The sequence below is a fragment of the Reyranella sp. CPCC 100927 genome (assembly GCF_007859315.1).
Taxonomy (GTDB): domain Bacteria; phylum Pseudomonadota; class Alphaproteobacteria; order Reyranellales; family Reyranellaceae; genus Vineibacter.
Window position 1 is genome coordinate 72,289 of sequence record NZ_VOHA01000032.1, and the last position, 11,527, is coordinate 83,815.

Genomic DNA, 11,527 nt, shown 5'->3' on the forward strand with positions numbered 1-11,527 from the left:
GATCCATGCGGCGGGTTTGCAACACCGTCATCGCAGCTGGAACTGCACGGGTACGACGAACTCAAAACGCTCGTTGGTCATCTCCGGCGGCGGTGGCGGCAATGGCTGGGCACGCTCGACCAGCGCCAGCGTTTCCTGGTCGAGCGCCGTGTGACCGGACGAGCGATCGAGGCGTTTGACCAGGACGGTGCCGCTACGGTCCATGGTGAAGCGCAGATAAGCCACGCCCTCCTCGCTGTCCCGCCGCGACGCGCTGGGGTAGCGTTTGAACCGCTGCAGATGTGCCACCAGAGTGGCCTGCCAGCGGCGGATCGCATCGGGCGACGGCTGGGCGGCAATACCCGGTGGTGCCGCGGCGGCTTGCGGCGCCGGGGTCGGCGCCGCTGGCGGCGCCGTCGTCTGCGTCGCCTTGGGCTTGGGATCGGGCTTGCGCACCTGCTTTTCTGGCGGCTTGGGCTTGACCTCGGGCTTGGGCGGCGGCGGTTTCGGCTTGGGGATTTCGATCACCACCTCCGGCGGCACTTCCGGCGGTGCGATCATCTCGGCCAGCTTGTCCGGCTCCGGCGGCTTCACCGGCTCCGGCGGCTCGGGCTCCGGCAGCATGCGCGCCAGCGTCTCGGTATCGACGGCCGGCGGTTCCGCTTCTTCCTGCTGGGGTCCCGGCGGCGTTTCATTGGCCTCCGGTGCCGGTGCCGCCGCAACGGGCGACAGTTCGAGCAGGATTGCCGGCGGCGCCGCCGGCAGGTCGTGCGGTACGCGCCATGCCAGCAAAGCCGCCGCACCACCGACGTGGGCGCCGAGCACCACCCCGAAGGCCAAGCCCCAGCGCAGCGCCTCGCGGCCGTTGATCACTTGGTCTCTCCGGTCTCGAGGCCGACCAACGCCACCTTCAGGTAGCCGGCGGTGCGCAGCGCGTTCATGACCTCCATCAAGGCGCCGTAGTCGACCGACTTGGCTGCGCGCAGGAAGACGCGCTTGTCCTTGTCGTTGCCACTGGCCTTGTCCAGGGCGGCGCCCAACGCTTCGCGCGTCACGGCATCGTCACCCAGCGTCAGGCCGAGATCCGCCTTCACCGTCAGGAACATGGGCTTGTCAGGTCGCGGCTGGCGCTGCGCGTTCGACACCGGCAGGTCGACCGGCACGTCGACCGTGGCCAGCGGCGCCGCCACCATGAAGATGATCAGCAGCACGAGCATCACGTCGATGAACGGCGTGACGTTGATCTCATGGCTTTCGACCATATCGTCGTCGCCGTGATGCAGGCGGACTGACATCGGCCTACTCCGCAGCCTTGCTGAGCGGCAACGAACCGCGATCGAGATCGCGGCTGACCAGGCGCAGGATCGCCGCCGACGCATCGGCCAGCTGCATGCGGTAGCCGGCGATGGCGCGGGCGAAGACGTTGTAGATCACCACCGCCGGAATCGCCGCGACCAGGCCGATCGCGGTGGCCAGCAGGGCCTCGGCGATGCCGGGCGCCACGACCGCGAGGTTCGTGGTCTGTGCCTTGGAGATGCCGATGAAGCTGTTCATGATGCCCCAGACCGTGCCGAACAGGCCGACGAACGGCGCTGTCGAACCGATCGTGGCCAGCAGGCCCGTGCCGCGCGTCATGGCGCGCCCGGCCGCGGCCTCGATGCGTTCCAGCCGCGACACGACGCGTTCCTTCACGCCATCGGCCATCATGTCGGCCGATGCCCGCACCTCAGCCGACGCGGCCCGCACCAGCACCGGCACAGTGGCACGGTCAGCGCCGACCTTCAGCGTGGCCTCAGCCAGGGTCGGCGCCTCTTCGAGTGCCGCCATCGCCCGGCGCGCCCGGCGACTGGCCGACCACAGTTCCAGGCTCTTGGCCAACCACACGGTCCACGTGACGATCGACGCGAACGCCAAGCCGATCATCACCGCCTTCACCACGATGTCGGCGTTCTGGAACATGCCCCAAGGCGAAAGGTCGACCGGCAGCTTCGGCACCACCGCCGGCGCGACGTCGACAGGCGCCGGCGTGGGGGTTGGCGTGGGCCCTGGCGGTGTCGCTTCCTGCGCCCAGGCCGCCGCAGCGTAAACAAAGCCAAGCAGTGCCAGCGCGGCGCCGCCAGCCTTCAATCGCAGGCGACGGACGCGATCGGACGTCATCAAAGCAGCAACATGCATCACGAACTCTCAGGTGGCGTCGGTCGACGGCCGGCCAGTGAACAAATGCCTACGTGCCCGTCTTATACGGCACAGGCCACACCGATAGGAAACACTACCGCGACTGCAAGTCACTCGCAATCAAGCAGCCATGCGTCAAGCCGCCGCCCGCCATGTTCAGGCGTCGGCCCAGCGGCGCAACAGGATTATAATACAGCCCGGTCCGTTCGACGGCGACCGGGTGATCGAGCCTCGGTCAACGCCTCGAATCCAGCACCAGTGTGCGCTCACGTCGCGACGCATCGGAAGCAGCGACCGAAGCCGGGTACCCACGATTCACTCCCGGTGAATCCTCGCGCCGTTGCATATTGTGCAGACCAACACCGATCCCCGGCGGAAAGCATCACCGCGATCGGTCTGCGACAAACCGCTTGCGAAACCAGTCCTCGATCATGGCTTTCTCGTAGCGCAGCGGATCGCTCGTCAGGTAGGGGCCGATGCGCGCCTGGTAGTTCAGATCGCTCAGGATCTCGACGTCGCTGGCGCGCACCACGCCATTGTCGTCCAGGACGTAGCGCAGCTTGATCTGCGGCCATGTTACGTCGCGCATGAAGCGAACATGCGAGGCAAGCGCCCGCCAGGGCTCGAAGCGACCGGCGAGATCGATGTCCAGCACATCGACCGTGAGCTTCTGGCCCGGGCGCAGGAAGCGCTGCCCCAGCCGTTCCAGATGCTCCTTGATGCCGCGCATCGCGGGCTCGCGTGCCTTGCTGCCGAAATCGGCATAGAGCCCGGCATCGGTGTAGGTCTCGGGATGATCGAAGGTCACGATCACCTGGGCCGCCGCCGACAGGGGCCAGCCGGCAACAGCGAGACACAGACAGAGGCCCTTGAGCGATCGCATGATGGCTCTCCCGCGCATCGCTAATCGCGGCGTCATACTGGAATTCGGCGAACGATGCCGAACACTTTCAGGCGACCACCCTGCGCCCATCGAAACGCGCCCCTGAAAGAAGGCCATTCCGGGCTTGCGCCGTGCGGCCCGCCATCCGCTAGACTGGCAACGTCACCAACGGCCAAGAACGCGAGGGAACGCCATGCGCCTGTACAATTCGATCGGCCCCAATCCCAAGGTCGTGCGCATGTTCATGAAGGAGAAGGGCATCGAGTTGCCGACCGTCGAACTCGACCTGCGCGGCGGCGAGAACCGGCGCGAGCCCTTCCTGGCGAAGAACCCGTCCGGGCAGAGCCCGGCGCTGGAGCTGGACGACGGCACCATCCTGGCCGAGATCACGGCGATCTGCGAATACCTCGACGACACGCACAAGAGCACGCCGTCGCTGATCGGCGACACGCCGCAGCAGCGCGCCGAGACGCACATGTGGACCCGGCGCGTCGATCTCAACATCTGCGAGCCGATGGCCAACGGTTTCCGTTTCGCCGAAGGGCTGAAGATGTTCCAGCCCCGCATCCGCTGCCTGCCCGAAGCGGCGGCCGGGCTGAAGGCGACGGCGCAGGACAAGCTCGCCTGGCTCGACAAGCTGCTGGACGGCAAGCAGTTCATCGCCGGCGACCGCTTCACCCTGGCCGACATCCTGCTGTTCTGCTTCGTCGATTTCTTCGCTGGCGTCGGCCAACCGATCAACCCGGAACTGAAGAACATCGTCGCCTGGCATGCGCGTGTGAAGGCGCGGCCCAGCGCCAGCGCCTGAAAACCGGCTCGTTGGCGTCCTGGGGGCGCTGTAATCCCTGTCCTTCCCTGCCGGGGGACGGTAGATGACAGCAACCAGGAGAAATCGACATGTCGGTCGCCCGTCCACCTTTGCGTATCGCCATCGCCGGCTTGGGCGCCATCGGGCTGAAGGTGGCGCAGGCGCTCGATGCCGGTCTGCCCGGATTGACGCTGGTGGCGGTCGCCGGCCGCGACAAGAGCAAGACGGCGGCGCAGGCCGCTGCCTTGCGTTGCGCGCCGGCCGTACTTGAACTCTCGGCGCTGGCCGACGCCGCAGACGTGATCGTCGACTGCGCGCCTTCGGCCTCGTTCGCGACGCTGGCAACGGAAGTCGTCGATGCCGGCCGCATGCTGATGACAGTGAACGCTGGCGCCCTGTTGCGGCACCTCGGCCTGGTGGCCCGCGCCCAGACGACCGGCGCGCGCATCGTGGTGCCGACCGGCGCGCTCCTGGGCCTCGACGCGGTGCGCGCCGCAGCGGAAGGCAAGATCGAGCGCATCACCATGATCACGCGCAAGCCGCCCGGCGGACTCGACGGCGCGCCCTACCTGGTCGAGCATGGCATCAGTCTGGCGGGATTGACCGAGGCCAAGTGCGTCTTCGAGGGCAACGCGGTCGAGGGCGCCAGGGGCTTCCCGGCCAACGTCAACGTCGCGGCGGCGCTGGGCCTGGCCGGCATCGGCCCCGAGCGCACGCGGCTGCAGATCTGGGCCGATCCCGCGGTCGATCGCAACACGCATTCCATCGAGGTCGAGGCCGACAGCGCCCGCTTCAGCCTGCGCATCGAGAACGTGCCCAGCGAGGAGAACCCGCGCACCGGCAAGATCACGGCGCTGTCGGTGATCGCCTGCCTGCGCGGGCTGACGGCACCGTTGCGCGTGGGCACCTAGGGATCAGCGCGGCGCGTCCAGCAAACGCTCGAACACCTGGATGGCAAAGCGGCGAAACCCGACGCGCGCGGCGGTACCGGGTGACAGCCCGGCGCTGCGCGTCATGGCGTCGCCAAGCAATGCGTCACCCAGCGCCGTCGTGTGGATGAGCGCGGTGAGATACTGCGTATCGGCCCGCTCGGGTGCACGAAGACCGGCCTGCTGGAACCGCGCGACGCGGATGGCGTGCAGCGCGTCGACCAGGTCGTTCAATATGCCGCCACCTTTGTCCCGCACCCCGGTCAGGGACAGCCACAAGGCCAGCCGGGCATAACCCCGGCGCTCGTAGAAGTCGGCGAACAGGTCGGCAAGCCGCGCCAGATCCGGCACACCGCCGCGCCAGCCCGCGATATCCGACTGCAGGGTGGCCCGCAGATCGCGGGCGCAGTGGCGCAGCAAGGCCGCCATCAAGCCCTCGCGGCTGCCGAAATGGTGATGCACGGCGGCGTCGGTCAGGCCGACGTCGCGCGCCACCAGCTGCACGCGCACCGCCTCTGGACCGCCGTCCTTCAATCGCCGCTCCGCCGCCTTCAGGATCTCCGCCTTGGCTTCGTCGGCGCTGCGACGGCTGCGTCTGACCACCATCATCCTCCCGGACATGGGGCAATATTGACCGAATTTCTTACTTAGACTAGTCTAAGTAAGACGACTCAAGGTAACTCGCCCGGAGGATCACACGATGTCGGACGCATCTGCGTTCAACCCGGCCGACGATGCGGCCTACTACCGGCTGCGCGCGACGTTGGCGGGCCTGGGCGACCGGCCGCCGCGGCCCATGACGTCGCATCACATCGTTCTGCGCGGCATGCGGTTTCATTATCTCGCGTGGGGCGCGCCGGACGCACCGCCGCTGCTGTTCCTGCATGGCGGCGGCCAGACCTGCCATACGTGGGAGCTGGTCTGCGACGCGCTGGCCGATCGCTACCGCTGCCTGGCGCTCGATCAGCGCGGCCATGGCGATTCCGAATGGTCGTACGAAGGCGACTACAGCCCGTCCGCCCAGGCCGGTGATATCGCCGCCTTCATCGATGCGCTCGGCCTGGCGCAACCCGTGATCGTCGGCATGTCGATGGGCTGCCTGAACGGGCTCTACACCACGCTCGCCCGACCCGACGCGGTATCGGCACTGGTGGCGATCGATGCCGGGCCCTGGATCAACATCGCCGGCGCCGGGCCGATCCGTGACTTCATGCACACGGTCTCGACGCTCGATCAGCTCGACGACTTCGTCGCCACCGCCCTGCGTTTCAATCCGCAGCGCGACGCACGCCTGCTGCGGCGCAGCCTGCTGCACAACCTGCGGCGGCGCGCCGACGGCCGGCTGATGTGGAAGACCGATCTGCGCCAGCCGACCGATCTCAAGGTCGCCGAAGGCTGGATCACGTCCCTGCGCGAGCGGGTCGGCGCGCTGCGGTGCCCCGTGCTGGTGGTGCGCGGCGGCAACAGCGCCGTGATGTCCGACGACGATGCCGCGCGCTTCGCCGCCGCGGTGCCCGACGGCCGCTGGGTGCGCATCGAGGGCGCCGGCCATGCCGTGCAGGGCGACCAGCCCAAGGCGCTGATCGCGGTGCTCGAGGACTTTCTCGGCACCGTGCCGCGGTGCAAAAGCCAATAGCCCGGAACCATGGCAGAGTGGCGGGAGCGATAAGAACGACGACTGGGAAGGAACGATGGGCATCACCCGCCGCCGTGGATTTCTGCAAGGCGCCGCCGGCGCCGCGACTCTGGCAACGCTCGGCGCGCCGCGGATTGTCCGCGCCGATGCATGGCCGTCCAAGCCGATCCGCGTCATCGTGAGCTTCCCTGCCGGTGGCCTGACCGACACCATGGCGCGCGCCCACAGCGAGTACATGTCGCAGAAGCTGGGTCAGCCGATCGTCGTCGAGAACAAGGCCGGCGCCGCCGGCATCATCGGCGCCGAGATGGTGGCGCGCTCGGCGCCCGACGGCTACACCCTGCTCTACACCATCACGACCACGGTCGTGATGAACCGCGTGATCTACAAGACCCTGCCCTATGATCCGGAGAAGGATTTCGTCTACATCGCCATGACCAGCGGCGGGCACCTGCCTTTCGTGGTCCACAAGTCGGTGCCCGCCACCAACATCAAGGAGTTCGTGGCCTGGGCGCGCGCCAACAAGGCCAGCGTCGGCAGCTATTCGATCGGCTCCTACGCGCACATGGCGATCGCGGAGCTGAACCGGCAGTTCGGCCTCACCATGGAGGCAGTGCATTACCGCGGCGAGGCGCCGATGTGGCAGGATCTCGCCGCCGGCGCCATCCAGGCCTGCAGCGGCAGCTACCTTGCCGGCGCCAGCGTCCTGCAATCGGGCACCGGCCGCGTGATCGCCGTACCGCTCACCACCCGCATGAAGAAGCTGCCCGACGTGGCGACCTTCGTGGAGCAGGGCGTCACGTCGCCGGCGTTCCAGGTGCGTGCCGGCTGGGGCGGCCTGCTGGGCCCGGCCGGCATGCCGCAGGCGGTGGTCGACCGCATCTCCGACCTGATGGTCGAGGGCGGCACCTCACCCAAGATCCGCGGCATCCTCGACACTTTCGGCATCGACGACGGTGCTGTCGGCCACAAGGAATTCACCCGCATCGTGCGCGAAGAAGGCCCGGTCCTGCTCGACATCGTGAAGCGGCTAGGAATCACACCGCAGTAATTAACCCTCTCCCGCAAGCGGGAGAGGGAGGGGCCCGCGCGCAGCGCGGGAGGGTGAGGGTTTTTTGTCGTCCTGAGCGAAGCGAAGGACCTTGCGGCAGTTGGATCAGCCCAGGGTCTACCGGATGACGGATCTGACCGCGCCGTTCCAGCAACGCACCTCCGGCGAAAGCGAATGCTTTCACCGGCACGCGTCGCGCCGGATCATGAGCGCCGCTGGAGCGGCGCGGTCCCAGTCGTCACCAGAGCCGCCTTTGACTGATCAAACCACCGCAAGGTCCTTCGCTTCGCTCAGGACGACAGCAACCGAGGCCCTCATCCGGCCACCGCTTCGCGGTGGCCACCTTCTCCCGCTTGCGGGAGAAGGGAACAACGCGGCCGCCGTGCAGCGGCGGCCTCCTTCTTCCTACCGGTTCAGTTCGCGCATGGCCTTGTCGAGGCCGTCGAGCGTGAGCGGGTACATGCGGTCGCTCATCAGCTGCTTCAGCAGCTGGATCGAGGGCGTGTACTGCCAGTGGCGCTCGGGCACCGGGTTCAGCCACACCGCGCTCTCGTAGAGGTCGGTCATGCGCTGCATCCAGACCTGGCCCGCTTCCTCGTTCCAATGCTCGACGCTGCCGCCGGGATAGGCGATCTCGTAGGGGCTCATCGAGCCGTCGCCAACGAACACGATCTTGTAGTCGGCGGGATAAGTGTGCATCAGCTGCCAGGTCGGGATGAAATCGACGTGGCGGCGGCGGTTGTCCTTCCACACCTTTTCGTACAGGCAGTTGTGGAAGTAGAAGAACTCGAGATGCTTGAACTCGGTGCGCGCCGCCGAGAACAGCTCTTCGCAGATCTTGATGTGCGCATCCATCGAGCCGCCGATGTCGAACATCACCAGCAGCTTGATCTTGTTGCGCCGCTCCGGGACCATCTTGATGTCGAGGTAGCCGGCGTTGTTCGCGGTACGACGGATCGTGTCGGGCAGGTCGAGCTCGACCTCGGCGCCCTCGCGCGTGAACTTGCGCAGCCGGCGCAGCGCGATCTTGATGTTGCGGGTGCCGAGCTCGACGGTGTCGTCGAGGTTCTTGTACTCGCGCTTGTCCCACACCTTCACGGCGCGGCCTTCGCGGTTCTTATCCTGGCCGATGCGCACGCCTTCGGGGTTGTAGCCGTAGGCGCCGAACGGCGAGGTGCCGGCGGTGCCGATCCACTTGCTGCCGCCCTGGTGGCGCTTCTGCTGTTCCTCGAGCCGCTTCTTCAGCGTCTCCATCAGCTTTTCCCAGCCGCCCAGCGCCTCGATCTGCGCCTTCTCCTCGTCGGTCAGCAGCTTCTCGGCCAGCTTGCGCAGCCACTCCTCGGGGATCTCGGCCGTGGTGCCCTCGGCGGCGGCCGCCTCCAGGCCCTTGAAGACGTGGCCGAACACGCGGTCGAACTTGTCGATGTTGCGCTCGTCCTTCACCAGGATCGAGCGGCTCAGATAGTAGAAATCATCGACGCTGTAATCGGCGACGTGCTTGTCCATCGCCTCCATGAGCGCCAGGAACTCCTTGATGGAGACCGGCACCTTCTGTTGCTTCAGCTCCAGGAAAAAGTTCACGAACATGGGGCGGCTCCGATCCTGTCCCCCTCCCCCTTGTGGGGGAGGGTCGGGGAGGGGGCTCCAGACGAGGCGCCTCGCGTGCGGCCCCCCTACCCTACCCTCCCCCACAAGGGGAGGGGGTATGAAAACTCAGTTCTTCTCGCGCCGGGCCATGAAGGCCAGCCGTTCGAACAGGTGCACGTCCTGCTCGTTCTTGAGCAGCGCGCCGTGCAGCGGCGGGATCAGCTTGGCCGAATCCTTGTTGCGCAGCGCCTCGGGCGGCAAGTCCTCGACCATCAGCAGCTTCAGCCAGTCGAGCAGCTCCGACGTCGAGGGCTTCTTCTTCAGGCCGGGCACGTCGCGGATGTCGTAGAACACCGTCATCGCCTCGCGCACCAGGTTGCGCTGGATGTCGGGGAAGTGGACGTTGATGATCTGCGTCATCGTCTCGCGGTCGGGGAAGCGGATATAGTGGAAGAAGCAGCGGCGCAGGAAGGCGTCGGGCAGCTCCTTCTCGTTGTTCGAGGTGATGATCACGATCGGCCGCTGGGTGGCCTTCACCACCTCCTGCGTCTCGTAGACGAAGAACTCCATGCGATCGAGTTCGAGCAACAGGTCGTTGGGGAACTCGATGTCGGCCTTGTCGATCTCGTCGATCAGCAGCACCGGACGCGTGGTGCCGGTGAAGGCCTCCCACAGCTTGCCTTTCTTGATGTAGTTCTTGACGTCCTTGACGCGCTCGTCGCCGAGCTGCGAGTCGCGCAGGCGGGTGATGGCGTCGTACTCGTAGAGGCCCTGCTGCGCCTTGGTCGTCGACTTGATGTGCCACTCGATCAGCGGCGCGTTCACCGCCTTGGCGATTTCGTGCGCCAGCACCGTCTTGCCGGTGCCCGGCTCACCCTTGATCAGCAGCGGCCGCTGCAGGGCGATCGCCGCGTTGACCGCGACCCGCAGATCGTCGCTCGCCACATAGTCCTTGGTGCCCGTGAACTTCATCTCACTGCCTCAGATCGCGTCATTCCAGGTCGTCTGTCAGGTTAAAAGCCGGTGTACATGCATGCAAGCGCAGGGCCGAAAGGGACGGCCGCACTGCGGAACGACCCGCGAAGACCAAACATGCGGGCAAAGAGGGCCTGGGCGACGGATCCGGCCCGGAAAACAGGCACGTCGTTCCCCGACATCCACAAGGCAAGGGCGATCCGTCCGATAGATGCAACATCTATAGTGGCATCATAAGGCCTGCTCGCAAATGCATAAGGGACAAAGAGAATGACGAAAATCCAATACTCGGTCGGCAAATGGACGTCGGACTCAAACCTGTTCACCAAGCGCCGGGACACCCCGGGGCCGCTGGCGATCCGGCACGGCCGCACCTTCGGCGGCACCAGCGCCTACGCCCTGCTCGGCCCTGACCTGACCATGCCCGGCCTCGCGACCAAGAACGCGCCGAGCGCGACGGGTCCCGGCTGGGACACGCCGTGGACCGGCATGGGCGGGCCGGGCCTCACGTTCACCGAGGATACCAACGAGACCTGGGTGCGGGCCCATCTGATCAACGGCGAATGGAGCGGCAGCGGCGCGAACTGGAACAACCTCGTGGCCATGACGTCCTGCGGCAACGCCAACCACAAGTGGGTCGAGGCCCGCATGAAGACCTACCTGCAGAACTTCCGCGCCTTCGACCTCCACAGCAACGGCGGCCACAACAACTACTGGTACGCCCTGCAGTACTGGGTGCAGGCATCGACCGATCCCTGGGCTGCGGTGCCGGCGGCGGGCGACCTCTATTCCTATGCCCCGAACATGATCAAGGTCACTTGGCGCATCGTCACCGTGGCGAAACCCGCGCCGGGCGCGTGGGCGACGTCATGGGGCGCGGTCGCCGCGATACCCGGGTGGATCGAGGCCCACGCCGTGGTGGCGCCGGCCACGATCGCCACCATCGGCCCCGACCTGCCCAACATCCCGCTCAACAACATTCCCCCCGTGCTGGTGAACAACGCCGCCAACGTGGCCGGCGTCGGCGGGGCGACCTATGGGCTGCCGGCGGGCGCGCCGGCCATCCCCGGCACAGGCTCGGTCTACGACGGCGCCGTGGAGATCATGCAGGACTAGACGTCTCCCGGTCCGCCGCACTGAACAGCTGCAGCGGCGCCAGCGCGCCGCAGAACTCGGCCTGCCGCCGGACCCCAGTCTTGTCGAAGATCTGGCGCGTGTGGGTCTTCACCGTGTTGATGCTGAGACCCAGCGCGGCGGCGACGGCGGGAATCGGCTCGCCGCGCGCGATGCGCAGGGCAACCCGGCTTTCCGCCGGCGAGAAACCATAGAGCTGCGCCAGCACGGTGGGCGCCATGTCGGCGGCGCGCCGCGGGCTCACGAAGACGACGGCACCGGCCTGCGGCATCCCCTCCTCGCGCACCGCCTGCAGCGCCCGGCCGCGCAGCGGCGCCACCACCGCGATCGCCGGATCGCGCGGCCCGGCGCCCTCGAGCTGCAGCGCACC

The 11,527-nt window shown here is 67.1% G+C and carries 13 protein-coding genes; 5 read left to right on the plus strand and 8 right to left on the minus strand.

Features of this window, described 5'->3' with window-relative positions:
* Positions 1 to 27: 27 nt before the first annotated feature.
* The 4 genes from FQU96_RS39005 to FQU96_RS39020 form a co-directional block, all read right to left on the minus strand.
* On the minus strand, positions 28 to 852 hold the full coding sequence (locus FQU96_RS39005) for an energy transducer TonB (RefSeq protein WP_146546829.1): 825 nt from the start codon (positions 850 to 852) through the stop codon (positions 28 to 30).
* Positions 849 to 1,274 carry a TonB system transport protein ExbD gene (gene exbD / locus FQU96_RS39010; RefSeq protein ID WP_146546830.1) on the minus strand — a complete coding sequence of 142 codons (426 nt, stop codon included), beginning with the start codon at positions 1,272 to 1,274 and terminating at the stop codon, positions 849 to 851. The genes FQU96_RS39005 and exbD overlap by 4 nt, the downstream gene beginning before the upstream one ends.
* A 4-nt stretch (positions 1,275 to 1,278) precedes the next feature.
* Positions 1,279 to 2,154, minus strand: coding sequence for a tonB-system energizer ExbB (gene exbB, locus FQU96_RS39015; protein WP_146546831.1), 876 nt, complete (start codon positions 2,152 to 2,154; stop codon positions 1,279 to 1,281).
* A gap of 382 nt (positions 2,155 to 2,536) precedes the next feature.
* Entirely contained in the window at positions 2,537 to 3,037 is a 501-nt protein-coding gene (locus FQU96_RS39020) for a DUF3016 domain-containing protein (protein ID WP_178131085.1), read from the minus strand.
* 193 nt (positions 3,038 to 3,230) lie between these two features.
* Here FQU96_RS39020 and FQU96_RS39025 point away from each other — a divergent pair, with 193 nt between their 5' ends.
* Positions 3,231 to 3,845 (plus strand): glutathione S-transferase family protein, encoded by a 615-nt coding sequence (locus tag FQU96_RS39025; protein WP_146546833.1) that lies wholly within the window; start codon positions 3,231 to 3,233, stop codon positions 3,843 to 3,845.
* A gap of 89 nt (positions 3,846 to 3,934) precedes the next feature.
* Positions 3,935 to 4,756, plus strand: coding sequence for an aspartate dehydrogenase (locus tag FQU96_RS39030; protein ID WP_146546834.1), 822 nt, complete (start codon positions 3,935 to 3,937; stop codon positions 4,754 to 4,756).
* 3 nt (positions 4,757 to 4,759) lie between these two features.
* On the opposite strand, the gene FQU96_RS39035 is transcribed toward FQU96_RS39030, so the two are convergent.
* Entirely contained in the window at positions 4,760 to 5,377 is a 618-nt protein-coding gene (locus FQU96_RS39035) for a TetR/AcrR family transcriptional regulator (protein WP_178131087.1), read from the minus strand.
* 97 nt (positions 5,378 to 5,474) lie between these two features.
* On the opposite strand from FQU96_RS39035, the gene FQU96_RS39040 reads away from it, so the two are divergent.
* Together FQU96_RS39040 and FQU96_RS39045 are read left to right on the plus strand one after the other, a co-directional pair.
* On the plus strand, positions 5,475 to 6,410 hold the full coding sequence (locus FQU96_RS39040; RefSeq protein ID WP_146546836.1) for an alpha/beta fold hydrolase: 936 nt from the start codon (positions 5,475 to 5,477) through the stop codon (positions 6,408 to 6,410).
* A 55-nt stretch (positions 6,411 to 6,465) separates the two neighbouring features.
* Positions 6,466 to 7,461: a tripartite tricarboxylate transporter substrate binding protein gene (locus tag FQU96_RS39045; protein ID WP_146546837.1), complete on the plus strand. Its 996-nt coding sequence runs from the start codon at positions 6,466 to 6,468 to the stop codon at positions 7,459 to 7,461.
* A gap of 405 nt (positions 7,462 to 7,866) precedes the next feature.
* On the opposite strand, the gene FQU96_RS39050 is transcribed toward FQU96_RS39045, so the two are convergent.
* Both FQU96_RS39050 and FQU96_RS39055 read right to left on the minus strand, forming a co-directional pair.
* On the minus strand, positions 7,867 to 9,048 hold the full coding sequence (locus FQU96_RS39050) for a VWA domain-containing protein (protein WP_146546838.1): 1,182 nt from the start codon (positions 9,046 to 9,048) through the stop codon (positions 7,867 to 7,869).
* A 126-nt stretch (positions 9,049 to 9,174) separates the two neighbouring features.
* A complete protein-coding gene (locus FQU96_RS39055; RefSeq protein WP_146546839.1) occupies positions 9,175 to 10,020 on the minus strand; it encodes a MoxR family ATPase in 846 nt (281 codons plus the stop codon).
* A gap of 273 nt (positions 10,021 to 10,293) precedes the next feature.
* Here FQU96_RS39055 and FQU96_RS39060 point away from each other — a divergent pair, with 273 nt between their 5' ends.
* Positions 10,294 to 11,139 (plus strand): hypothetical protein, encoded by an 846-nt coding sequence (locus FQU96_RS39060; RefSeq protein ID WP_146546840.1) that lies wholly within the window; start codon positions 10,294 to 10,296, stop codon positions 11,137 to 11,139.
* Here the strand turns inward: FQU96_RS39060 and FQU96_RS39065 are convergent.
* A partial coding sequence (locus tag FQU96_RS39065) for a helix-turn-helix transcriptional regulator (RefSeq protein ID WP_146546841.1) occupies positions 11,126 to 11,527 on the minus strand: 402 nt, incomplete at its 5' end. The genes FQU96_RS39060 and FQU96_RS39065 overlap by 14 nt on opposite strands.

What these genes read in the sequence shown, in the direction of transcription:
- FQU96_RS39020 (WP_178131085.1), bottom strand. Translation starts at nt 3,037, where the DNA reads ATGCGATCGCTCAAGGGCCTCTGTCTGTGTCTCGCTGTTGCCGGCTGG.
- exbB (WP_146546831.1), bottom strand. Translation starts at nt 2,154, where the DNA reads ATGCATGTTGCTGCTTTGATGACGTCCGATCGCGTCCGTCGCCTGCGA.
- FQU96_RS39040 (WP_146546836.1), top strand. Translation starts at nt 5,475, where the DNA reads ATGTCGGACGCATCTGCGTTCAACCCGGCCGACGATGCGGCCTACTAC.
- FQU96_RS39050 (WP_146546838.1), bottom strand. Translation starts at nt 9,048, where the DNA reads ATGTTCGTGAACTTTTTCCTGGAGCTGAAGCAACAGAAGGTGCCGGTC.
- FQU96_RS39030 (WP_146546834.1), top strand. Translation starts at nt 3,935, where the DNA reads ATGTCGGTCGCCCGTCCACCTTTGCGTATCGCCATCGCCGGCTTGGGC.
- FQU96_RS39025 (WP_146546833.1), top strand. Translation starts at nt 3,231, where the DNA reads ATGCGCCTGTACAATTCGATCGGCCCCAATCCCAAGGTCGTGCGCATG.
- FQU96_RS39045 (WP_146546837.1), top strand. Translation starts at nt 6,466, where the DNA reads ATGGGCATCACCCGCCGCCGTGGATTTCTGCAAGGCGCCGCCGGCGCC.
- FQU96_RS39055 (WP_146546839.1), bottom strand. Translation starts at nt 10,020, where the DNA reads ATGAAGTTCACGGGCACCAAGGACTATGTGGCGAGCGACGATCTGCGG.
- FQU96_RS39060 (WP_146546840.1), top strand. Translation starts at nt 10,294, where the DNA reads ATGACGAAAATCCAATACTCGGTCGGCAAATGGACGTCGGACTCAAAC.
- exbD (WP_146546830.1), bottom strand. Translation starts at nt 1,274, where the DNA reads ATGTCAGTCCGCCTGCATCACGGCGACGACGATATGGTCGAAAGCCAT.